Annotated in this window: 19 protein-coding genes; 6 read left to right on the forward strand and 13 right to left on the reverse strand. The window is 53.8% G+C overall.

The annotated features are described in order from the left end of the window. Positions 1–39: 39 nt before the first annotated feature. Positions 40–1,338: a 23S rRNA (uracil(1939)-C(5))-methyltransferase RlmD gene (gene rlmD, locus OGY35_RS09975; RefSeq protein WP_286632181.1), complete on the reverse strand. Its 1,299-nt coding sequence runs from the start codon at positions 1,336–1,338 to the stop codon at positions 40–42. 57 nt (positions 1,339–1,395) lie between these two features. Between rlmD and barA the strand changes: the two genes are divergently transcribed. Continuing rightward, positions 1,396–4,152: a two-component sensor histidine kinase BarA gene (barA, locus tag OGY35_RS09980; protein ID WP_286632182.1), complete on the forward strand. Its 2,757-nt coding sequence runs from the start codon at positions 1,396–1,398 to the stop codon at positions 4,150–4,152. Positions 4,153–4,190: 38 nt separating this feature from the next. On the opposite strand, the gene OGY35_RS09985 is transcribed toward barA, so the two are convergent. From OGY35_RS09985 to syd, 8 genes are all read right to left on the reverse strand, one after another. Next, positions 4,191–5,333, reverse strand: a complete 1,143-nt coding sequence (locus OGY35_RS09985; protein WP_286632183.1) for a glycerate kinase — start codon at positions 5,331–5,333, stop codon at positions 4,191–4,193. Positions 5,334–5,421: 88 nt separating this feature from the next. Beyond that, on the reverse strand, positions 5,422–6,762 hold the full coding sequence (gudD, locus tag OGY35_RS09990; protein WP_286632184.1) for a glucarate dehydratase: 1,341 nt from the start codon (positions 6,760–6,762) through the stop codon (positions 5,422–5,424). 20 nt (positions 6,763–6,782) lie between these two features. Continuing rightward, positions 6,783–8,123: an enolase C-terminal domain-like protein gene (locus tag OGY35_RS09995; protein WP_286632185.1), complete on the reverse strand. Its 1,341-nt coding sequence runs from the start codon at positions 8,121–8,123 to the stop codon at positions 6,783–6,785. Next, a complete protein-coding gene (gene gudP, locus OGY35_RS10000) occupies positions 8,120–9,478 on the reverse strand; it encodes a galactarate/glucarate/glycerate transporter GudP (protein WP_178827393.1) in 1,359 nt (452 codons plus the stop codon). Before gudP ends, OGY35_RS09995 begins: the two co-directional genes overlap by 4 nt. A 482-nt stretch (positions 9,479–9,960) precedes the next feature. Further along, positions 9,961–10,410 (reverse strand): flavodoxin, encoded by a 450-nt coding sequence (locus OGY35_RS10005; protein WP_286632186.1) that lies wholly within the window; start codon positions 10,408–10,410, stop codon positions 9,961–9,963. 6 nt (positions 10,411–10,416) lie between these two features. Then, positions 10,417–11,211: a tRNA pseudouridine(65) synthase TruC gene (truC, locus tag OGY35_RS10010; RefSeq protein WP_286632187.1), complete on the reverse strand. Its 795-nt coding sequence runs from the start codon at positions 11,209–11,211 to the stop codon at positions 10,417–10,419. After that, a complete protein-coding gene (locus tag OGY35_RS10015) occupies positions 11,211–11,540 on the reverse strand; it encodes a YqcC family protein (protein WP_286632188.1) in 330 nt (109 codons plus the stop codon). Before OGY35_RS10015 ends, truC begins: the two co-directional genes overlap by 1 nt. A 636-nt stretch (positions 11,541–12,176) precedes the next feature. Next, a complete protein-coding gene (syd, locus tag OGY35_RS10020) occupies positions 12,177–12,722 on the reverse strand; it encodes a SecY-interacting protein (RefSeq protein ID WP_286632189.1) in 546 nt (181 codons plus the stop codon). A gap of 68 nt (positions 12,723–12,790) precedes the next feature. Here syd and queF point away from each other — a divergent pair, with 68 nt between their 5' ends. The 5 genes from queF (at position 12,791) to xni (ending at position 19,251) form a co-directional block, all read left to right on the forward strand. After that, on the forward strand, positions 12,791–13,639 hold the full coding sequence (queF, locus tag OGY35_RS10025; RefSeq protein WP_152402414.1) for an NADPH-dependent 7-cyano-7-deazaguanine reductase QueF: 849 nt from the start codon (positions 12,791–12,793) through the stop codon (positions 13,637–13,639). 112 nt (positions 13,640–13,751) lie between these two features. After that, positions 13,752–15,116, forward strand: coding sequence for a nucleotide 5'-monophosphate nucleosidase PpnN (gene ppnN / locus OGY35_RS10030; protein WP_286632190.1), 1,365 nt, complete (start codon positions 13,752–13,754; stop codon positions 15,114–15,116). 507 nt (positions 15,117–15,623) lie between these two features. Continuing rightward, positions 15,624–16,913 carry an HAAAP family serine/threonine permease gene (locus tag OGY35_RS10035; RefSeq protein ID WP_046486535.1) on the forward strand — a complete coding sequence of 430 codons (1,290 nt, stop codon included), beginning with the start codon at positions 15,624–15,626 and terminating at the stop codon, positions 16,911–16,913. 60 nt (positions 16,914–16,973) lie between these two features. After that, positions 16,974–18,341, forward strand: coding sequence for an L-serine ammonia-lyase II (gene sdaB, locus OGY35_RS10040; protein WP_042322507.1), 1,368 nt, complete (start codon positions 16,974–16,976; stop codon positions 18,339–18,341). A gap of 154 nt (positions 18,342–18,495) precedes the next feature. Further along, entirely contained in the window at positions 18,496–19,251 is a 756-nt protein-coding gene (xni, locus tag OGY35_RS10045; protein WP_286632191.1) for a flap endonuclease Xni, read from the forward strand. 64 nt (positions 19,252–19,315) lie between these two features. Here xni and fucA read toward each other — a convergent pair whose 3' ends face one another. From fucA to OGY35_RS10065, 4 genes are all read right to left on the reverse strand, one after another. Beyond that, entirely contained in the window at positions 19,316–19,963 is a 648-nt protein-coding gene (gene fucA, locus OGY35_RS10050; protein WP_152402406.1) for an L-fuculose-phosphate aldolase, read from the reverse strand. A gap of 57 nt (positions 19,964–20,020) precedes the next feature. Further along, positions 20,021–21,019, reverse strand: coding sequence for a LacI family DNA-binding transcriptional regulator (locus OGY35_RS10055; RefSeq protein WP_152402405.1), 999 nt, complete (start codon positions 21,017–21,019; stop codon positions 20,021–20,023). A 141-nt stretch (positions 21,020–21,160) separates the two neighbouring features. Further along, positions 21,161–22,111 (reverse strand): ABC transporter substrate-binding protein, encoded by a 951-nt coding sequence (locus tag OGY35_RS10060; protein ID WP_046486542.1) that lies wholly within the window; start codon positions 22,109–22,111, stop codon positions 21,161–21,163. A gap of 73 nt (positions 22,112–22,184) precedes the next feature. After that, complete coding sequence (locus OGY35_RS10065; RefSeq protein WP_152402403.1) at positions 22,185–23,168, reverse strand: ABC transporter permease; 984 nt, start codon at positions 23,166–23,168, stop codon at positions 22,185–22,187. Positions 23,169–23,171 lie beyond the last annotated feature (3 nt).

Raw genomic sequence — 23,171 nt, forward strand, 5'->3', positions numbered from 1 at the left:
AAGGGACGTGACCTGTCGAAGTCGACAAGTCGTGATTCATTATGAATGCTCAAACAACACCATTGACTCCAGGTGTCCCGTGTGGGGGAACATGTCGAGCATCGCCAGCCGCTGAATTTGGTATCCTGCGCGTAATAACGCCTCGCTATCACGCGCCAGCGTGGCAGGATTACAGGATACATAAACAATGCGGCCAGGCTGCAATTTTATAATATGTTGCATTACGCCTGCAGCCCCTGCACGCGCAGGGTCGAGCAAGACCTTATCAAAACCGTTTTTGGCCCACGGCTGTCGGGTAACATCCTCTTCAAGATTTTCATGAAAGAATGTCACATTGTGTAATTCATTTTGTTGGGCGTTTTCGCGCCCTTTCTCCACCAGCGCGGGCACGCCTTCCACCCCGACGACGCTTGCCGCCCGGGTTGCCAGCGGGAGCGTAAAATTACCCATCCCGCAAAAGAGATCCAACACGCGATCGCCAGGCTGTACGTCCAGCCACGCCAGCGTACTGGCCACCATTTTCTGGTTCACCCCTTCATTGACCTGAATAAAATCACGCGGGCTGAAGTTTAAGCGTAGTCCGTTTGACTCATACCAGGGCGTCTGACCAGATACCGTTTCCAGTATCTCGCTTTGCGGCGCCAGATACAGAGACAGTCCCTTTGAATGCGAAAAGCGTTCCAGTTTTTCGTTATCCTGCACAGTAAGTGGCGCGGTATGGCGCAGTATCATCAGCGTGCCGCTGCCCGCCTGCACCAGTTCAACGTGTCCCAGATAGCGTATTCCCTGCAGGCTACTGAGGCATGCCCTGAGTTCGGGCAGCAACGCTTCAAGTTGGGGCACCAAAATGGGGCACTGTCTGATATCGACGATGTCGTTGGACGCCGCCTTGCGAAACCCCATCTGGAACTGCTGGGTTTTCGTCTGGAAGTTGAGACTTAACCGCGCGCGACGACGATAGCCCCACGGCGCATCGGCGATCGCCTCAGTGACATCGTGGTTCATCAGGCGCGACAGCGCGGCGCTTTTACTGCGCTGTTGCAGTTCGATACTGGCATGCTGTTGCTGGCAGCCGCCGCAAATGCCAAAGTGTGGACAGCGCGGCGTTACGCGATCCGGACTATCATTCAAACGGCGCTTAACCTGAGCTTTCGCGTACTGTTTTTTATCTTCGGTGATCGCCACGTCCGCACTTTCCTGCGGCAGCAAACCGGGGATAAACAGCGTCTTTCCGTTGTGCCGCGCAACGCCCTGACCAAAAGCATCGAGGTCATTGACGGTAACGGTTATGATCTGGCGCGTCGTCACGCGCCGTTTTGCAGAGTAGAATTGCGCCATCGACGAGATTGTTCTCAATTTAACAGTGTGACCCTAATTGTCCCATAACGGAACTCCATGACCAACTACAGCCTGCGCGCTCGCATGATGATTCTGATCCTGGCCCCAACCGTACTTATTGGTTTACTGCTCAGTATCTTTTTTGTTGTGCATCGCTACCACGACTTGCAGCGTCAACTGGAAGATGCCGGTGCCAGTATCATCGAGCCTCTCGCGGTCTCTACCGAATACGGTATGAACCTGCAAAACCGCGAATCCATCGGCCAACTCATCAGCGTTCTACATCGCCGCCACTCTGATATCGTGCGGGCGATTTCAGTCTACGATGAGAGTAATCACCTCTTCGTCACCTCGAATTTCAATCTCAACCCGTCGGAAATGCAGTTGCCCCCGGGCTCACCGTTTCCGCGCCGACTGAACGTTGAGCGTCATGGTGATATTTTAATCCTGCGAACACCGATCGTTTCGGAAAGTTATTCGCTGGACGAATCCCCAGCCACTGACGCAAAAAACGCGGGTAATATGTTGGGATATGTGGCGCTTGAGCTCGATCTCAAGTCGGTCCGCTTACAACAGTATAAAGAAATCTTCATCTCCTCCGTCATGATGCTGTTCTGTATCGGCATTGCGCTAATCTTTGGCTGGCGTCTGATGCGCGACGTGACGGGGCCGATTCGCAACATGGTCAATACGGTTGACCGCATCCGACGAGGGCAACTCGACAGCCGCGTCGAGGGCTTTATGCTCGGCGAGCTGGATATGTTGAAAAACGGCATTAACTCGATGGCCATGTCGCTCGCCGCCTATCATGAAGAGATGCAGCACAATATCGATCAGGCCACCTCCGATTTGCGTGAAACGCTCGAACAGATGGAGATCCAGAACGTCGAGCTGGACCTGGCGAAAAAACGCGCGCAGGAAGCCGCGCGCATCAAATCTGAGTTTCTGGCCAACATGTCCCATGAGCTACGTACCCCGCTGAATGGCGTGATCGGCTTTACGCGCCTGACGCTGAAAACCGAACTGAATACCACGCAGCGCGATCACCTGAATACCATCGAGCGGTCGGCAAATAATCTGCTGGCGATCATCAATGACGTCCTGGATTTCTCCAAGCTGGAAGCGGGTAAACTCATTCTCGAAAGCATTCCTTTTGCGCTTCGCAATACGCTCGATGAAGTGGTGACGCTGCTGGCGCATTCGTCGCACGACAAAGGGCTGGAGCTGACGCTCAATATTAAGAATGACGTACCGGATAACGTGATTGGCGACCCACTGCGTTTACAGCAGGTGATCACCAATCTGGTCGGCAACGCGATCAAATTCACCGAGAGCGGCAACATCGACATTCTGGTGGAGAAGCGCTCGCTGAGTAACACCAAAGTGCAGATCGAAGTGCAGATCCGCGATACCGGCATCGGCATCCCTGAGCGCGATCAGTCGCGCCTGTTCCAGGCTTTCCGTCAGGCCGACGCCAGTATTTCCCGTCGCCACGGCGGCACCGGGCTGGGACTGGTGATCACGCAAAAACTGGTCAACGAGATGGGAGGGGATATCTCCTTCCACAGTCAGCCGCATCGCGGTTCAACCTTCTGGTTCCATATCAATCTCGATCTGAATCCGAATGTGATCAGCGACGGCCCGGCCACCGCTTGTCTGGCCGGTAAACGCATTGCCTACATCGAGCCGAATGCCGCCGCCGCGCAATGCACGCTGGATATTCTCAGCGAAACGCCGCTGGACGTGGTCTACAGCCCAACGTTTTCCGCGCTGACCGTTGAGCATTACGACTTTATGCTGCTCGGCGTTGCCGTCACCTTCAAAGAACCGCTGACTATGCAGCACGAGCGGCTAATACAGGCGACCAAAATGACCGATTTCCTGATGCTGGCGCTGCCGTGCCACGCTCAGGTGAATGCCGAAAAACTCAAGCAGGACGGCGTTGCCAGCTGTCTGCTAAAACCCCTGACCTCTACGCGTCTGCTGCCCGCACTGGTGGATTTGTGTCGTCAAAACCACCACGAAAGCATGCTGACATCAGACGAAAGTAAAATCGCCATGACCGTCATGGCGGTCGATGATAATCCGGCGAACCTGAAGCTGATTGGCGCACTGTTGGACGATCTGGTTCAACACGTTGAGCTGTGTGATAGCGGCCAGCAGGCGGTCGATCGCGCGAAGCAAATGCAGTTTGATCTAATCCTGATGGATATTCAGATGCCGGATATGGATGGCATTCGGGCCTGCGAACTGATCCACCAGCTGCCGCATCAACAGCAAACCCCGGTAATTGCCGTCACGGCGCACGCGATGGCGGGTCAGAAAGAAAAATTACTGAGTGCCGGAATGAATGACTACCTGGCAAAACCGATCGAAGAAGAGAAGCTGTGTAACCTGCTGCAACGCTATAAACCTGGCGCAAGCGCCCCGACGCGCCAGGTCGGTGCAGAAACGATCGAACCGATCTTCAACCCGAACGCCACGCTGGACTGGCAACTGGCGCTGCGCCAGGCCGCCGGGAAACCGGATCTGGCACGGGATATGCTGCAAATGCTGATCGATTTTCTGCCGGAAGTGCGTAATAAAATTGAAGAGCAACTGGTGGGTGAAAACCCGCAAGGCTTAATCGACCTGATTCATAAACTGCATGGCAGTTGCGGCTATAGCGGCGTACCGCGCATGAAAAATCTGTGTCAGTTGCTGGAAAATCAGTTACGAGAAGGCACGTCAGAAGAGGATCTGGAACCCGAGTTTCTGGAACTGCTTGACGAGATGGATAACGTAGCGCGTGAAGCGCGCAAATGGCTGTTATAGGCCGGACAGGCATCGCGCCATCCGGCCTGCCGATTGCTTCAGCGTAGCGTCTGTCCCATTTTGAGCGTCGCCGCGACGTTGCGCGCGGTCATGCGCACGTTCTCTGCGGCGTTCTTCAACGCATCGTCCAGCGTACAGATGGTATAAATCACGCTAAATACGGCATCAAGTCCATGCTCATGGACAATGCCGACATCGGCCGTCAGGCTGCCGGCAATACCGATCACCGGTTTGTTGTAGCGTTTCGCCACCTTCGCCACGCCTACCGGAACTTTACCGTGGATAGTCTGGCTGTCGATGCGCCCTTCCCCGGTGATCACCAAATCGGCATCGGCAACGCACTCATCCAGTTGCAGCGCATCGGTGACAATCTCAATCCCGCGCCGCAGTTGCGCACCGCAAAACGCGTACAGCGCCGCCCCCATACCGCCTGCCGCGCCGCCGCCTGCCAGTTCAAGGACATCCACCTCCAGGTCACGGGCAATAATCTGCGCATAATGCGCCAGTGCAGTATCCAGACGATCGATTGTCTCGGCCGTTGCACCTTTCTGTGGGCCAAACACGGCCGACGCCCCCTCTTTTCCGATCAACGGATTGGTCACATCACACGCCACTTCAATACGGCATGTGGCAAGACGCGGATCCAACCGGCTGATATCGATCTGTGCAAGCGCGTCGAGCGCCGCACCGCCCTTACCAATTTCATTCTGTTGGGCATCAAGCAATTTTGCCCCTAACGCCTGCACCATGCCTGCGCCGCCGTCATTGGTCGCACTACCGCCGAGCCCGATAATAATATGGTCTACGCCCGCATCCAGCGCATGACGAATCAACTCCCCGGTTCCCCAGGAGGTTGTCTTTAATGGATCGCGTAACGCGACAGGCACCTGCTCCAGACCGCTGGCCGCCGCCATCTCAATGAAAGCCGTGCGCTCGTCACCGGATAAACCATAAAACGCGGTGACCGGTTCCCCAAGAGGGCCCGTAACATCGACTTCAACAATGCGTCCCGTCGTCGCCTCAACCATGGCTTCGACCGTTCCTTCTCCCCCATCAGCAACCGGAAGTTTTACGTAATCCGCATCGGGCCAGATTTCACGAAAACCTTGCTCAATGGCGTTCGCCACCTCGAGAGCACTCAAACTTTCCTTATACGAGTCCGGTGCGATCACTATTTTCATAAGCCGTCCTTACGCATGTTGACTCAGCTAAGCATACACCCGGTTTACAGATAAAAAATAACCGGTCCTTTTGGGACCGGTGTCTATCTTAACGAACCATGCACGGACGTTTGTTATCGAACGTCCAGTTCGGGATCAGATACTGCATCCCCATCGCGTCATCGCGCGCGCCCAACCCATGCTTCTGATACAACTCATGGGCTTTCATCACCTGGTCCATATCCAGCTCAACGCCCAGGCCCGGTTTCGCCGGTACCTGCACCATACCGCCTTTAATTTCAAACGGCTCTTTAGTCAGGCGCTGGTTGCCCTCCTGCCAGATCCAGTGGGTATCGATCGCCGTGATCTTGCCCGGAGCCGCTGCCGCGACGTGGGTGAACATCGCCAGTGAAACGTCAAAGTGGTTGTTGGAGTGTGAACCCCAGGTCAGACCGAACTCATGGCACATCTGCGCGACGCGTACAGAGCCCTGCATCGTCCAGAAATGCGGGTCAGCCAGCGGAATATCCACCGACTGCAACGACAACGTCTGACCCATCTGACGCCAGTCGGTGGCGATCATGTTTGTCGCCGTCGGCAAACCGGTAGCGCGACGGAACTCCGCCATCACCTCACGACCTGAGAAGCCCTGCTCAGCACCGCACGGATCTTCCGCGTAGGCCAGCGAACCCTTCAGGTACTTCCCGATTTTGATCGCTTCATTCAGCGACCATGCGCCGTTGGGATCCAGCGTGACGCGCGCCTGCGGGAAGCGTTTTGCCAGCGCCACAATGGATTCCGCCTCTTCTTCCCCTGCCAGCACGCCGCCTTTCAGTTTGAAGTCGTTGAAACCGTATTTTTCGTATGCGGCTTCAGCCAGACGGACGACCGCATCGGGCGTCATCGCCTCTTCATGACGCAGACGATACCAGTCGCACTTCTCATCGGGCTGGCTCTGATACGGCAGCGGCGTGGCGTTGCGGTTACCGACGAAGAACAGATAACCCAGCATTTCCACTTCATTACGCTGTTGACCGTCGCCCAACAGAGAAGCCACGTTAACGCCCAGATGCTGTCCCAACAGATCCAGCAGCGCAGCTTCAATCCCGGTGACGACGTGGATGGTGGTACGCAGGTCAAACGTTTGCAGGCCGCGACCGCCTGAGTCACGATCGGCAAAGGTATTGCGTACCGCATTCAGCACGTTTTTGTACTCACCAAGCCGTTGACCCACCACCAGTGGGATCGCCTCTTCCAGCGTCTTACGAATTTTCTCGCCGCCGGGGATTTCACCAACGCCAGTATGACCCGAATTATCTTTGATAATCACAATATTACGCGTAAAGAATGGCGCATGCGCACCGCTCAGGTTCATCAGCATACTGTCGTGTCCCGCAACCGGGATAATCTGCATGGCCGTAACCACTGGGGTGGTAAATTGTGCGTTCATTATTGAGTCCTTATACAAAATCAGTGACGGCCGAAAACGGGACGTTTACGGTCAAAAGTCCAGCCGGGGATCAGATACTGCATAGGCCCTGCGTCATTTCGCGCGCCGCCCGGCAGTTTTTTATAAGCTTCATGTGCCTTCTGCACTTGATCCCAGTCCAGTTCAACACCCAGTCCAGGCGCGTCGGGAACGGCAATTTTTCCGTTTTTAATCTCAAGGGGATTTTTCGTCAGGCGACAATCGCCCTCCTGCCAGATCCAGTGCGTGTCGATGGCGGTCGGTTTACCCGGCGCCGCGGCGCCAACGTGGGTAAACATCGCCAGTGAAATATCAAAGTGGTTGTTAGAGTGACAGCCCCAGGTCAGCCCCCAGTCGTCGCACAACTGTGCCACCCGCACCGCACCGGAAAGTGTCCAGAAATGCGGATCGGCAAGCGGGATGTCGACAGCATTAAGCATCACCGCATGGCCCATTTCACGCCAGTTGGTGGCGATCATGTTCGTCGCCACCGGCAACCCCGTGGCCCGGCGGAATTCCGCCATCACTTCGCGACCGGAGAATCCCTGCTCTGCGCCGCACGGATCTTCTGCATACGTGAGCACATCGTTCAGCCCTTTACACAGCGTGATGGCCTCATCAAGCAGCCAGGCACCGTTGGGATCAACGGTAATCCGCGCATCCGGAAAACGTTTTTTCAGCGCACGGGCGGTGTCTATCTCTTGTTCGCCAGGCAGCACGCCGCCTTTGAGTTTGAAATCTTTAAAGCCGTAGCGATCCTGTGAGGCTTCCGCCAGGCGAACCACGGCATCGCTGTTCAACGCTTCCTGATGACGCAGGTGATACCAGTCGTGATTGCCCGGGGTGGTCTCCAGATAGGGCAGATCGGTTTTTGTGCGATCGCCGATGTAGAAGAGATATCCGAGCACGGTCACCGCATCGCGCTGTTTGCCTGGCCCCAACAGTTCACAGACCGGTACGTTGAGCGCTTTGCCCAACAGATCAAGCAGGGCTGCTTCCAGCGCGGCTACCGCGTTTACGCGCAGTTCGAAGGTCCATGCGCCGTTACCAAAGGTATCAAAGTCAGCGGCCTGATTGCCTTTGTGCACCTGCTGAACCACTTTGTTCAGTCGGGCCACTTCCTGACCGAGCACCATCGGGATGGCATCCACCAGCGTCTGGTAGATCACCTTACCGCCCGGTGCTTCACCTACGCCAGTGTTGCCGGCGTTATCGGTGAGGACCACGATGTTGCGGGTAAAGTACGCGTTATGCGCGCCGCCAATATTGAGAAGCATACTGTCATGTCCGGCGACCGGAATGACCTTCATGTCCGTGATAACGGGACTGGATTGTGTCGTCATGATAGTTGTCCTGCGACAGGTTTCAGTTCGATACGCTTAATATCACCCACCAGCACCAGATAGCTCAGTACCGCCACCAGTGCATGCACGCCCACATAGATCAGCGCGCCGTTAAAGGAGCCCGTCGTGCCGACGATATAGCCAATCGCAATGGGCGTTACGATACCGGAGATGTTGCCGAACATGTTGAACAGACCGCCGCTCAGGCCGCTGATCTCTTTCGGTGCGGTATCGGCCATCACCGCCCAGCCCAGCGCACCGATGCCCTTGCCAAAGAACGCCAGCGCCATGAAACCGATGATCATCCACTCGACGTTAACGTAGTTACAGAACACCATCACCATCGACAACAGCATCCCCATCACGATAGGCGTTTTACGCGCAATGTTCAGCGAGCCGGTCCGACGCATCAGCCAGTCGGAGATAATGCCGCCCAGAACCCCGCCGACAAATCCGCACACGGCCGGAACCGAAGCCACGAAGCCCGCTTTCAGGATCGACATGCCGCGAGCCTGCACCAGATAAACCGGGAACCAGGTGATAAAGAAGTAAGTCAGCGCGTTGATGCAGTACTGGCCGATGTATACGCCGATCATCATGCGGGAACCCAGCAACTGCTTGATTTGCCCCCACCTCACGCTAAACGGCACTTTGGCCTTGGTGTCTTTCTGATCCATGTTGATCAGCGCACCGCCTTCTGCAATATATTCCAGCTCTTTCTTGTTCACACCCGGATGCTGGTTTGGTTCGTGGATCACTTTCAGCCAGATAAAGCTGATAACAATCCCGAGGCCGCCCATAAAGAAGAACACGTGCGACCAACCCACTTCATGCGTCAGCCAGCCCATGATCGGGGCGAAAATAACGGTGGCAAAGTACTGTGCAGAGTTAAAGATTGCGACTGCCGTTCCCCTCTCCTGCGCCGGGAACCAGGCCGCGACAATGCGACTGTTGCCGGGGAAGGACGGCGCCTCCGCCAGACCGACAAGGAAGCGCAGAGTAAACAGCGCGACGATAATGCCGAATCCGCTGAAGATATCGACGAAGCCCTGTAACAGGGTAAACATGGACCAGATGAAGATGGACCAGAAGTAAACACGTTTGGAACCAAAACGGTCCAGCAGCCAGCCGCCCGGGATCTGCCCGATAACGTAGGCCCATGAGAACGCAGAGAAAACGTAACCCATACCGACCGGATCCAGACCAATGTCTTTGGCCATCTCCGAACCGGCAATGGATAAAGTGGCGCGGTCGCCATAGTTGAAGGAGGTGACGATAAACAACATCACCACTATCCAGTAGCGAGCATTTGTGCGTTTTTCCGCACTGCTCGCAGCCTGACTTAATGAACTCATTGTTGCACTCCTGAATTTTCGCGTTAGTCACGCTCACTCTGAACAGCACAACTGGTAGGGGATCAGAGGTGACGTTTCGTGTTTTTTTGCAGCTTTTATTAGGTCGTTCGCCTTGCTAACTGCATTTTTTTATAACTGGCAGGAGAAGTATAAAAAGCACCAGGTTCTTGCTCACCGTGCAAGAACCCAACATTTAGACAACGTATCACTTATGTTTATGGCAAAAGCCCAGGGTGATGGAAGCGACTTCACGGAAATGAAAACATATAACGGAAATCGCGCAGGGCTTACGTGGAAAAGGCAGGAGTGTGAAACAGGTCGCTTGACCCTATGAAAACGCCCCTAAAAACCCTTCAATAGCGAAGGCTTTTAGGGGCGTTTGCCCGAGGCTAACACGATTCAGTATTGGGTAGACTAGAGACAGGTCGTTCCCGTGCCTGGCGTCACAAGGGAGTCCCTCCCGGTAGGGGGAGGGTTAACTCTCAGGGTAAGAGTGTGCCCCAATGTTCAACCCAGGGATTGGATTCGCTTTCGGGCTCCGGGTGCTCACTGGCATCAATCAGCAACATTTCCCCCACGCGCTGTGCGCTTTGTTCCTGCAACAGGGCGTCAAACTGTTTACCGCCATTGCAGAAATTGACGTAACTGCTGTCACCCAACGCAATCACGCCGTAACGCAGATTGGGCTGAAAACCCAGTTGGTCTTTGACCCCCTGAAACAGCGGCACAATGCTGTCAGGTAAATCGCCCTGCCCGGTCGTGGAGGTGACCACCAGCGCGATTTTGTCCTGATATTCCTGCCAGTCCGTCAGTTCAGGATCTTCAAAAACGGTCGCTTTGTGCCCCTGTGCCGTCAGGATCGCTTCTGCCTCTTCGGCAACCAGTAGCGCATTGCCATACATCGTCCCGACAAAAATCCCAATTTCCGCCATGCTTAATTACTCCCTGGATGAAGAACTTATGCCTTCATCCTGACCTGCTGGCTCACTTAACTCAACCCTTTCATTCTCAGGGAGAAGTCCCTGCCAGCCAAACTGTGATAGTGCCTGCATCCAGACCGTATCCAGCCCGGCATGAATCGTCAACGATTCACCGGTAAACGGGTGCGTCAACGAAAGCTGGCTGGCGTGCAGCATCAGCCGGTTGCAGGAAAAATGTTCCGCCGCGCTGCGGTTCTGCCGTAAATCGCCATGCTTGCTGTCGCCAATAATCGGATGGCGCAGGTGCGCCAGATGGCGTCTGAGCTGATGCTTGCGTCCTGTTTGCGGATCCAGTTCCACCAGTCCGTAACGCGTCGTCGGATAACGCCCGGTCGCCACAGGCATTTCAACGGTGGCGAGGCCGCGATAATGGGTCACCGCAGGCTGCGGATCCTTGTTTTCACGGGCAAACTTATCGGCGATTTTATCCAACTCTTCCACCAGCGGATAATCGAGTACCGCTTCCTCCATTAGCCATCCGCGGACAATAGCGTGATAGCGTTTTTGGATCTGATGTTGCTCAAACTGCTGTGCGAGGCGGCGCCCGGCTTCGCTGGATAGGCCCATCAGCAGCACGCCGGAGGTTGGTCTGTCGAGGCGATGGGCGGTAAACACGTGCTGACCAATCTGGTCACGCACCGTCTGCATCACCACCACTTTTTCGTCGCGATCCAGCCAACTGCGGTGCACCAGCCAGCCGGAGGGTTTGTTGACCGCAACCAGCCACTCGTCCTGATACAAAATCTCCAGCATCAGGATTCATCTTGCGCAAAAAGCGCATCCAGTGCCTGCAACGCCTCCAGCAGGAGCTCACGCTGCGGATGATCGGCGGTCAGCGCCATTTCGTAGTAGGGTGCGACGGCAAACGCCTCTGGCAGCGGCTGCGCGCTGTCCAGTAAAGCATGCATACGAGGGAGCAGAACCCATTGCAGCCACTCAATCGGCGCCATCGTATCCATACAAAACGGTTGGGTACTGGAAAACAGGTGGGCTTCGGGTTCATCCATCCGCCAGTGTTGATGCTCACGCAGCAGCGCTTCAAGTGCATGGAGCTGCTGACGCACACGGTCATGAGTCGTCATGAAAGTCACCTCAATGATGAAAAATCTGGCGCGAAGGATACCACCAGTAAAAAAAGAAACAAAAAAAGGGAGCACTGTAAAAACAGTGCTCCCGGTTCGTTTCGCAGCATTCCAGCTACTTTTCGTGCTCCCTGCTCATCCGTGACAACTTTTCCTGGGGTCTTGCGACCTGTTGTTCATCCTGAACATTTGCGTCCTGCACACACCACCCCGATGTGATGACTTCATCCTGAAGCGTCCTGGCCATCCTGACCCACCGACTATCCTGACCGGCTCTCGTTCTCCTTCCTGGAGGTGTCCTTTAACGCGCTCCTGCGTTTTCCTCTTCACTTCATCCTGAAGCCTTTCCCTGTAACACCGTCCTGGTGTGTCCTGCCGAAGTGCCATCATCCTGATGTTCACTTCGTTGTGCGACTCCTTGTCGACGTAGATAGAATCGCCTTTTTCACGCCGTCTTACAAGGTGCTTATAGGCAATGCCTTAAGGAAAATTTCATATGAAAGTTGACAGAAAATGGTTAACTTGCTGATTTATTGGGAAATTGGCTATTTTTGTTTCGCAATGTCTTCTGTTATCACCTGGCGATCTCCTACAGGGCTTGTAAGAGATCTCTCACACGCTGATGGGGTAAATGGATTACAGAAGAGGCTTAAGTCGCGTAAGGAAATCCGCAAGAGAAGGCGCCAGAACGGAACGACTACGGGTTCCCAGCGTTTCTTTGATCACTTCACCGGACAGATTGCAGAGTGAAATCACCTCCAGTTCATTGTCCAGCGTGGCAATAAAAAGGGTCGGTGACAGTTTCAAACGTTTCTGCGTCACCAGATGACCAATCAGGTTCTCCTGAACCCGTCTGAAATCATCCGCGCTCCAGGTCTGCAACAGCGTCAGCGTTTCACTGGCCAACTGTGCACGCATGTCCCCGGCAAACTGCGTGGTATAAAATGCATGAAGGGCTGGTTGTATCACAATATCGAAGGCACGTTCAACCGCGTTTACATTCTGTTCACCTTCAAACGGCTGCGGTTGCCAATAAACGGCATCACGGGTTGTAGAAATAATGCACGGAGAAGGCACCCCGTACAGCTCTTCGCTCATGGGCCAGCTTGCGTGTTTTTCGTGCCATTCGTTGCAGTAGCGCGTCGTAAAGTCCTTCAGGGCCAGAGCTGTCTGTTCGTCCACCGGTTTCTCTCTTCATAAAAGCCAGGATACACTTGACGCATAGTGTATCTGGTTTATGACGGTGAAACATGTCTTCTTATGAAAACCATCAGGCTCTTGACGGCCTGACGCTCGGTAAATCAACCGATTACCGGGATCTTTACGACCCCAGCCTGCTACAGGGCGTACCCCGCAGTTTGAATCGCGACCCGCTGGGATTAAAAGCAGGCAGTCTGCCGTTTCACGGTGCCGATATCTGGACGCTGTATGAACTGTCATGGCTGAATGCCAGAGGATTACCGCAGGTGGCGGTAGGCCATGTTGAACTGGATTACACCAGCGTTAATTTGATTGAATCCAAAAGCTTTAAGCTGTACCTGAACAGCTTCAACCAGACGCGGTTTGATTCCTGGGAGGCGGTACAACAGACGCTGGAAAACGATCTGCGCGCCTGTGCCGAAGGGGATGTGACCGTGGCATTGTACCGTCTCGACGAACTGGAAGGACAACCTGTCGCGCATTTTCACGGCACCTGCATTGATTTTCAGGACATCGACATCGACAACTACCAGTTCACCACTGACTCTCTGCAGTCCGCCGCCAGCGGGGAAAAAGTAGTGGAAGAGACGCTGGTAAGCCATTTGTTGAAATCAAACTGCCTGATCACCCATCAGCCGGACTGGGGCTCCATACAAATTCAGTATCGTGGACGTAAAATTGACAGAGAGAAGTTGCTCCGTTATCTGGTTTCTTTCCGTCATCATAACGAGTTCCACGAGCAGTGCGTGGAACGCATTTTCAATGACCTGCTACGCTTCTGCCAGCCAGAGAAACTGAGTGTTTATGCACGCTATACACGCCGTGGCGGTCTGGATATTAATCCATGGCGAAGCAACACCAACTTCGTTCCGGCAACCGGCAGATTAGTTCGACAGTGAATTATTTCACCATTTTGCGCGCCGGATTCCACGCGCAAGGTTGTGAAAGGTCATAAGCCAGGGCTATTGTAATCTACAGGGAATGACGTTTTGCGTCCCATAAGGAGTTTACTTGATTACACATATTAGCCCGCTTGGCTCAATGGACATGTTGTCGCAGCTGGAAGTCGATATGCTTAAACGCACGGCCAGCAGCGACCTGTATCAACTGTTTCGTAACTGTTCGCTTGCCGTTTTAAACTCCGGCAGTCTGACTGACAACAGCAAAGAGCTGCTGTCCCGCTTTGAAAGTTTCGACATTAACGTGCTGCGTCGCGAACGCGGCGTGAAGCTGGAACTGATCAACCCGCCAGAAGATGCATTCGTCGATGGTCGTATCATCCGCGCCCTACAGGCAAACCTGTTTGCTGTGCTGCGCGACATTCTGTTTGTTAATGGTCAGATTCATAACGCGGGTCGTTTCCAGCATCTGGATCTCGAAAGCTCCGTGCACATTACTAACCTGGTGTTCTCTATTTTGCGTAATGCCAGAGCGCTGCACGTGGGCGAAGCGCCAAACATGGTTGTCTGCTGGGGCGGCCACTCCATTAATGAAAACGAATACCTGTACGCCCGACGCGTCGGGACGCAGTTAGGTCTGCGCGAGCTGAACATCTGCACCGGCTGCGGACCAGGTGCGATGGAAGCCCCCATGAAAGGCGCGGCGGTGGGTCATGCTCAGCAGCGTTATAAAGACAGCCGTTTTATTGGGATGACCGAACCGTCGATTATCGCTGCTGAACCACCGAACCCGCTGGTTAACGAGCTGATCATCATGCCGGACATTGAAAAACGTCTGGAAGCTTTCGTGCGTATCGCCCACGGCATTATCATCTTCCCGGGCGGTGTGGGAACGGCAGAAGAGCTGCTGTATCTGCTGGGGATCCTGATGAACCCGGCGAACAAAGATCAGGTTCTGCCGCTCATCCTGACCGGCCCGAAAGAGAGTGCCGACTACTTCCGCGTGCTGGATGAGTTCATCGTGCATACGCTGGGCGAAGCCGCGTGCGCGCATTACCGCATTATCATTGATGACGCGGCAGAAGTGGCGCGTCTGATGAAAAAAGCGATGCCGCTGGTCAAAGAGAACCGTCGTGACACCGGTGACGCCTACAGCTTCAACTGGTCGATTCGTATCACGCCGGATCTGCAAATGCCGTTCGAACCGTCCCACGAGAACATGGCCAACCTGAAGCTGTATCCCGACCAACCGGTTGAGGTGCTGGCAGCAGACCTGCGTCGCGCCTTCTCCGGGATTGTGGCGGGTAACGTCAAGGAAATGGGCATCCGCGCCATTGAAGAGTTTGGCCCATACAAAATCCATGGCGACAGTGAAATGATGCGTCGCATGGACGATCTCCTGCAAGGTTTTGTCGCGCAGCACCGTATGAAGCTACCCGGCACCGCCTATATCCCCTGCTACGAAATCAGCGCCTGACGCGTAAAGCGTTTCATGAACCGGGAGCGGCTACTGCCTCTCCCGTTTTTTTTATAATTACCAAAGAGATAACGTCTTTACTTTATTAAGGTAGCTAATACATCATACAAAAATTATCGCAACGCAAACGATTACCCACCTAATGCAACCGCGTTTTATCAGCCTAAATTTAACTTAGTCATCATAAACCACCAAAAACAACGCTTTTTACAACGCAACCTCCGCATCTACCTCGCAATACTTTCAGCCGATATGTCGTTAATGCTAGCCTTCGCGCGCGTAAATTCGCTTTGATGTTTTTTTAACAGACTAATGATCCAAACATATCCCTGTTAGAAGTGGATTATTGCATTTGGGATCGCGATCACTGATAGATTCATTAGTTAAATGTATCTTTCTGCCCGCAAATTACTACGGTTAAAAATTTTATAAAAATCGTCATTGCAAGAATTTCGTTTTACTGTCAGGAATTTTTTCCTGATTTTTAGCTTCCTCCAGGAGAAACAGATGGAAACCATTCAAACCAGCACGATTGCTTCGACTGAAACACGAAGCGCATGGCGCAAGACTGATACCATGTGGATGCTGGGCCTTTATGGCACGGCTATCGGTGCGGGCGTATTGTTCCTGCCAATCAACGCAGGTGTCGGCGGTATGATCCCGCTGATCATCATGGCAATTATCGCCTTCCCGATGACCTTCTTCGCCCACCGTGGTCTGACTCGCTTCGTGCTGTCCGGCAAAAACCCGGGCGAAGACATTACAGAAGTGGTTGAAGAGCACTTTGGCGTTGGTGCAGGTAAACTGATTACCCTGCTCTACTTCTTCGCGATCTATCCAATTCTGTTGGTTTACAGCGTCGCGATTACCAACACCGTTGAAAGCTTCATGACCCACCAGTTACAAATGACTGCGCCGCCGCGTGCGATTCTGTCGCTGATTCTGATTGTCGGGATGATGACCATCGTCCGCTTCGGTGAGCAGATGATCGTGAAGGCGATGAGTATCCTGGTGTTCCCGTTTGTTGCGGCGCTGATGCTGCTGGCGGTGTACCTGATCCCTCAGTGGAGCGGTGCGGCGCTGGAAACCTTGTCCTTTGACACTGCCGCGTCAACCGGCAACGGCCTGTGGATGACGCTGTGGCTGGCAATTCCGGTGATGGTTTTCTCCTTCAACCACTCTCCGATCATCTCCTCTTTCGCAGTGGCGAAACGTGAAGAATACGGTCAGGGTGCTGAGAAGAAATGTTCCAAAATTCTGGCCTGCGCGCACATCATGATGGTACTGACCGTTATGTTCTTCGTCTTCAGTTGCGTACTGAGCCTGACGCCGGCAGACCTGGCGGCGGCAAAAGCACAGAACATCTCAATTCTGTCTTACCTGGCGAACCACTTTAACGTCTCGTTCATCGAATGGATGGCGCCAATTATCGCCATTATCGCTATCACTAAATCCTTCCTCGGTCACTACCTGGGCGCGCGTGAAGGCTTTAACGGTATGGTGATTAAGTCGCTGCGCGGTAAAGGCAAATCCATCGAAATCAACAAACTGAACAAAATCACTGCGCTGTTCATGCTGGTTACGACCTGGATTGTCGCCACCCTGAACCCGAGCATCCTCGGTATGATTGAAACCCTGGGCGGTCCAATCATCGCGATGATCCTGTTCCTGATGCCGATGTACGCTATCCAGAAAGTACCGGCAATGCGTAAATACAGCGGTCACATCAGCAACGTGTTCGTTGTCGTGATGGGTCTGATTGCTATCTCCGCGATTTTCTACTCCCTGTTCAGCTAAGTTTTTTAGCGCCGCTTTCGGGCGGCGCTTCCTCCCTGATATAACCGCAATGGATGCCCTATGATTAGCGTATTCGATATTTTCAAAATCGGCATTGGCCCCTCCAGTTCACATACCGTTGGACCAATGAAAGCCGGCAAACAATTCACGGATGACCTGATTGCCCGCAATATTCTGACGGATGTCACCCGCGTCGTGGTGGATGTGTATGGCTCCCTGTCGCTGACGGGTAAAGGCCACCACACTGATATCGCGATTATCATGGGTCTGGCGGGAAATCTGCCGGATACCGTCGACATCGACGCCATCCCGGGCTTTATCCAGGATGTGAACACCCACGGGCGGCTGCTGCTGGCGAATGGGCAGCATGAAGTCGAATTCCCGGTTGATAAGTGCATGAATTTCCATGCTGATAACCTGTCTCTGCACGAGAACGGGATGCGCATTACCGCGCTGGCGGGCGATAACGTTCTCTACAGCCAGACTTACTACTCTATTGGCGGTGGTTTCATCGTTGATGAAGAACATTTCGGTTTACCGAACAGTGCGCCGGTCAACGTACCGTATCCGTACAAATCGGCTGCCGATCTGCAGAAACACTGCCAGGAAACCGGGCTTTCTCTTTCCGGCCTGATGATGCAAAACGAACTGGCATTGCACAGCAAAGAAGAGCTGGAACAGCACTTTGCTAACGTCTGGGACGTGATGCGCGGCGGCATTGAGCGCGGCATCACCACCGAAGGCGTACTGCCAGGAAAACTGCGCGTACCACGCCGTGCTGCGGCGCTGCGTCGTATGCTGGTAAGCAGTGACAAAACCACCACCGATCCGATGGCGGTTGTTGACTGGATCAACATGTTCGCGCTGGCAGTGAATGAAGAGAACGCCGCTGGCGGACGCGTGGTTACCGCACCAACGAACGGTGCCTGCGGTATCGTGCCGGCAGTCCTCGCCTACTACGACAAATTCATCCGCGAAGTGAATGCTAACTCGTTGGCGCGCTATATGCTGGTCGCCAGCGCGATTGGCTCACTGTACAAGATGAATGCCTCCATTTCCGGCGCGGAAGTGGGCTGTCAGGGTGAAGTCGGCGTGGCCTGTTCGATGGCGGCAGCCGGTCTGGCAGAACTGCTGGGCGGCAGTCCGACGCAGGTGTGTATTGCGGCGGAAATCGGCATGGAACATAACCTCGGTCTGACCTGCGACCCGGTTGCGGGCCAGGTTCAGGTACCGTGCATTGAGCGTAACGCGATTGCTTCCGTCAAAGCGGTCAACGCGGCGCGTATGGCGCTGCGTCGCACCAGTGAACCGCGCGTCTGCCTCGATAAAGTCATCGAAACCATGTATGAAACCGGCAAAGACATGAATGCCAAGTATCGCGAAACCTCTCGCGGCGGCCTGGCCATGAAGATTGTCACCTGCGATTAAGACCTGCCTGTAGGCCGGATAAGGCACATGCGCCTTATCCGGCTTTGTTTTCCCTAATGGCGCTACGCTTATCAGACCTACGGACTGACTCCTGACATTAGCCACAATTTGCGGTGAATGTTACCCTATACGCTGACTGGTAAGGGAGAACACCGTGGCTGTCCATCTGCTCATCGTCGACGCGCTCAATTTAATTCGCCGGATCCACGCCGTTCAGGGGTCGCCCTGCGCGCAGACCTGTCTGCACGCGCTTGATCAGTTGATTGTCCACAGTCAGCCCACTCACGCCGTGGCGGTGTTTGATGATGAAGCGCGGAGCAGCGGCTGGCGTCATCAACGCCTTCCGGACTACAAAGCCGGTCGCCCCCCCATGCCTGACGAACTGCACAATGAGATGCCCGCCCTGCGTGCTGCCTTCGAGCAGCGAGGCGTCGCGTGTTGGGTGTCGAGCGGCAATGAAGCCGACGACCTGGCAGCAACGCTGGCGGTAAAAGTTGCGCAAGCGGGCCATCAGGCCACCATCGTATCGACTGACAAAGGCTATTGTCAGTTGCTCTCCCCAACCTTACGCATTCGTGATTACTTTCAGAAGCGTTGGCTGGATGCACCCTTCATTGAAAAAGAGTTTGGCGTTCAACCGCAGCAGTTGCCGGATTACTGGGGACTGGCGGGGATCAGCAGTTCAAAAGTGCCAGGCGTCGCCGGTATTGGCCCGAAAAGCGCAACCCAACTGTTGGTGCAGTTTCAAACGCTGGAAGGTCTCTACGCGCATCTGGATGAGGTGCCGAATAAATGGCGCAAGAAACTGGAAGCTCACCAGGAGATGGCATTCCTGTGCCGTGATATCGCGCGTTTGCAAACCGATTTGCATCTTGACGGTAACCTGCAACAGTTACGCCTGACGCGGTAGTGTTAGGGCCAGATGGCGCAGACCGTCTGACCCGACACACAAACAGCGACGGACTCTCCGCCGCTTATTCTTCGATGCGTAATCCGTAAGTTTTAAACTTCTCCAGCACAACGGCGATCTCTTCATCGGATAACACCGGCACCGGATCCACCACCGCCAGCGTCTTCATATAGAGTTGCGCCAGCACTTCTACTTCATGTGCCAGCCACAGCGCCTTTTGCAGATTCGCCTCACAGGCAATTAAACCGTGATGTTGCAACAGCGTGGCTTTGCGATTTTTCAGTGCCACGACGACATGTTCAGAGAGCTCGCGGGTTCCGAAGGTAGCATAAGGCGCGCAGGGAACAGAATTTCCCCCCGCCGCCGCAATCATATAATGGATTGCCGGAATAGGTCGGTTGAGAATAGACACCGCAGTACAGTAAATGGCGTGATTATGCACAACCGCATTCGCCTCCGGGCGAGTCTGATAAGCCGCCAGATGAAAACGCCATTCGCTGGACGGTAATTTCCCCTCTTCGTATTTGCCGTCGTTATCCACGTAGACAATCATCTGTTCGGTCATTCGCTCATAAGGGATACCGCTCGGGGTAATCAGCATACCGCCCTGATAACGCGCGCTCACATTTCCCGCGGTCCCCTGGTTTAAACCCAGGCGCGTCATTTCCAGACAGGTTTCGATAATTTCTCGAGATAAACGAGTTCTTTCCATCTCAGTTCTCCGGGGTAATCGGTTCAATGACTGATAACGCTCTTTTTGTCGCGCGTATTATTTTTGTCTTAAGCGCTTAATTAATTTCATTTCCACTTTTACCGTCTCATGGACGGGACGATCTTCAATGGCATTGAGCATCATCGCGAAGGCTTTTTCCGCCCAGGCATTCTCGTCCTGCTGCATTGACCACACGTTATTGGACAGAAATCCCAGCATCGGATGTTCGTCGAACGTGCCGATATTGATCTCGGGTGGAATGACGCCAAAACGGTCGCGGATGGCTCTTACCGCGCCTTCCAGCACCGGTAACGACGAGGCGATAAACGCCTGTGGGCATCCCACTTCGTCGATCAGCGCCTGCATGATCTGGTATCCCCCTTCCGGGGTGTTCACCGGTCCTTCACGCACCCAGTCGCGGTGATGAATCCCTTTTTTACTGAGCGCATTCAGATAGCCCGACAGACGATCGCTGATACTCGGCAAACCGGTGTCGCCGACCAGAAACCAGATCGGCAGCTTTTCTGCATCCAGTAGATTTTGGGTTAATTGTTCACCGCCTGAAATATTGTGACTTTCCACCAGCGCGTTATCCGTGTACTTAAAATCACGGTCCAGCAATACCATCGGTTTTCTCACCTGACGTAAATGATGCTGCTGGTTTTCTAACGTCGACGGGACAATAAACAGGCCGTCCACATTACGGGCAATTAAAGCCTTGGTTATTTTGTTTTCGTAATCGACATCATCATAGGTACAGCTAATCATCAACTGGTAACCGGAGCGGCGACAGCGCTGCTCCAGTTTCTCCGCCAGCGTGGCAAAGAAGACGTTAGAAATATTCGGTACGATAAGACCTAGCGTATCCGTTTTATTCAGCTTCAGACTGCGGGCGGAATGGTTAATCACATAACCATATCGCTCAACATATTCATTAATACGCGTTTGCGTTTTGAGGCTGATCCGATACTGTTCAGCTTTTCCGTTTAGCACCAGTCTCACGGTTGTCACCGATAAATTCAGGTCGCTGGCTATCTGTTCTACTGTTTTAGCCATATATGTGCCCCAGTCACCGTCCACGCGTCAATTGACAATCATAAAAGCATTTTACACTTTTGTCTTACCGCATCAGTCGGTTAAGCGCACGCTGTTGATCTCACCAGCTAAGCGGGGGCGCAGACGCCGCCCCCTGCCTGTTTATTTCTTGCCGAAAGGATGTAACAGCTTGTCAATTTCTGGCGTATTGATGTTCTGAGCGCTGACGAATTTCACCGGGATATCGATCTCTTTCGCGACCGTTTGCCCGGACAGCGCGGCATTCAGGGTTTTGATCCCCTGATAACCAATCTGATAAGCGTCCTGGACGACAAAGCCCTGGATAACCCCGGTGTTGAGGAAGTTAATAATGGCTTCGGTACTGTCGAAACCAATGACTTTCACCTTCCCTTTCAGATTCTGACTGTCGATAGCGTTAGCGACGCCCAGCGTTGAGCCTTCATTGGTGCCATAGATCCCAGCCAGATCGGGGTTGGCCTGAATCATATCAATGGTCTTATCCATCGCTTTTTGCGGATCGCCATCACTGTACTGCACGGGCAGCACCTTGATATCCGGATACTTTTCCTTCATGCGGGCGATAAACCCTTCCGAGCGCTCAATCGCCGATGACGTTCCGGCGACGTGAGCGATAATGCCGACCTTACCTTTATTATTCACCTGCGCCGCCAGCGCATCTGCCGCTTCAGCGCCAGCTTTACGGTTATTGGTCGCGACAAAGCTGACTGGAATATCGGAGTTCACGCCAGAGTCAAAGGTGACAACCTTAATGCCACGTGAATTTGCCGTTTCCACCAGCGGAGCAAGCGCATTCGCATCCAGCGCGGCCAGCAGCAGGCCGTTCGGTTTTTGCGCCATGGCGTTTTCAACCAGCTGAATTTGTTCCGCAATCTGGGTTTCGTCCGCAGGTCCGACATAGCTGGTTTTATCGCCCAACTCTTTCGCCGCCGCTTCCGTCCCCATTTTCACGGTTTGCCAGAATTCATGCTGGAAACCTTTACTGATGACCGGAAGGTTCAAATCTTTCGCTAACGCGCTGGACGTGATGCACGCCAGCAGGGATAACGCGTAGACAAAATGCCTGGTTTTCATTGTGGTACTCCGTTGTAAGTGTGTCACCCTTAACGTCAGGGTCAGTGTTCCCCGTGACTGCCGGGAGCGTAAATCAACGAATCTTTTTGCGTAATGTATCGAGATAGACGGCGGCGACGACCACAACCCCCATCGCAACCATTTGCCAGAACTGGGAGACTCCCATCAGGTTCAGGCCATTTTTCAATACGCTCATAATGAATGCGCCAATGATGGTGCCGCCGATGGTGCCAATCCCGCCCATCAGACTGGTGCCGCCAATCACCACTGCCGCGATGGCTTCCAGTTCATAACCAACGCCGACCGTTGGCTGACCGGAGTTCAGGCGCGAGGCCAGAATCACCCCGGCAATGCCAGTCAACAGCCCGCAAAAGGCATAGACAAAAATTTTGACGCGCTGGACTTTGATCCCGGAAAGGTGCGCCGCCACTTCATTACTGCCCACGGCATAGACGTAGCGACCAATCACCGTTTTCTTGAGGATGTAACCGGCAACCAGGGCGACAATCACCAGATAGAACACCGGATACGGCAGCACATCGAATAAACGTCCCTGCGCCAGCAATTTAAAGGTGGGGTAATCGGCAAAATAGATGGCGCGGCCGTCGGTCATCACCATGTTGATTCCCCTGACGGACATCATCAGGCCCAGCGTGGCGATGAACGGCGGGATCGTCATTTTGGTCACCAGCAAACCGTTCACGTAGCCGCATAATCCCCCGGCCAGCACGCCGGCCAGAATGCAGACCGGCAGGGGCAGTCCGAGTGTCGCGCAGATGCCCACCGCAACGCCGGAAAACGCCACCACTGACCCTAAGGAGAGGTCGATTCCTGCCGTAATAATCACAAACGTGACGCCAATGGCCATAATGCCGATAACCGACGTTTGCAGCGCAATCGTCATAATATTTTCGGTATTAAAGAAAAACGGCGAACTGAAACTGAAGAAGACAACCAAAATAATCAAACTGAACAGCGGCGCAAGGCGCATTAAAAGTTCTTTATTAATTTTTATTTTCTTATTATTGCTGTCTGAAGAGGTTACAGAGATGGTCATGAT

Source organism: Citrobacter sp. Ct235 (assembly GCF_030332305.1).
Classification (GTDB): Bacteria; Pseudomonadota; Gammaproteobacteria; order Enterobacterales; family Enterobacteriaceae; genus Citrobacter_A; species Citrobacter_A telavivensis.

Excerpts from the sequence above, each read along its gene's own strand:
- rlmD (WP_286632181.1), bottom strand. The coding sequence starts at position 1,338 with ATGGCGCAATTCTACTCTGCAAAACGGCGCGTGACGACGCGCCAGATC.
- barA (WP_286632182.1), top strand. The coding sequence starts at position 1,396 with ATGACCAACTACAGCCTGCGCGCTCGCATGATGATTCTGATCCTGGCC.
- OGY35_RS09985 (WP_286632183.1), bottom strand. The coding sequence starts at position 5,333 with ATGAAAATAGTGATCGCACCGGACTCGTATAAGGAAAGTTTGAGTGCT.
- gudD (WP_286632184.1), bottom strand. The coding sequence starts at position 6,762 with ATGAACGCACAATTTACCACCCCAGTGGTTACGGCCATGCAGATTATC.
- OGY35_RS09995 (WP_286632185.1), bottom strand. The coding sequence starts at position 8,123 with ATGACGACACAATCCAGTCCCGTTATCACGGACATGAAGGTCATTCCG.
- gudP (WP_178827393.1), bottom strand. The coding sequence starts at position 9,478 with ATGAGTTCATTAAGTCAGGCTGCGAGCAGTGCGGAAAAACGCACAAAT.
- OGY35_RS10005 (WP_286632186.1), bottom strand. The coding sequence starts at position 10,410 with ATGGCGGAAATTGGGATTTTTGTCGGGACGATGTATGGCAATGCGCTA.
- truC (WP_286632187.1), bottom strand. The coding sequence starts at position 11,211 with ATGCTGGAGATTTTGTATCAGGACGAGTGGCTGGTTGCGGTCAACAAA.
- OGY35_RS10015 (WP_286632188.1), bottom strand. The coding sequence starts at position 11,540 with ATGACGACTCATGACCGTGTGCGTCAGCAGCTCCATGCACTTGAAGCG.
- queF (WP_152402414.1), top strand. The coding sequence starts at position 12,791 with ATGTCTTCTTATGAAAACCATCAGGCTCTTGACGGCCTGACGCTCGGT.
- OGY35_RS10035 (WP_046486535.1), top strand. The coding sequence starts at position 15,624 with ATGGAAACCATTCAAACCAGCACGATTGCTTCGACTGAAACACGAAGC.
- sdaB (WP_042322507.1), top strand. The coding sequence starts at position 16,974 with ATGATTAGCGTATTCGATATTTTCAAAATCGGCATTGGCCCCTCCAGT.
- fucA (WP_152402406.1), bottom strand. The coding sequence starts at position 19,963 with ATGGAAAGAACTCGTTTATCTCGAGAAATTATCGAAACCTGTCTGGAA.
- OGY35_RS10055 (WP_152402405.1), bottom strand. The coding sequence starts at position 21,019 with ATGGCTAAAACAGTAGAACAGATAGCCAGCGACCTGAATTTATCGGTG.
- OGY35_RS10060 (WP_046486542.1), bottom strand. The coding sequence starts at position 22,111 with ATGAAAACCAGGCATTTTGTCTACGCGTTATCCCTGCTGGCGTGCATC.
- OGY35_RS10065 (WP_152402403.1), bottom strand. The coding sequence starts at position 23,168 with ATGACCATCTCTGTAACCTCTTCAGACAGCAATAATAAGAAAATAAAA.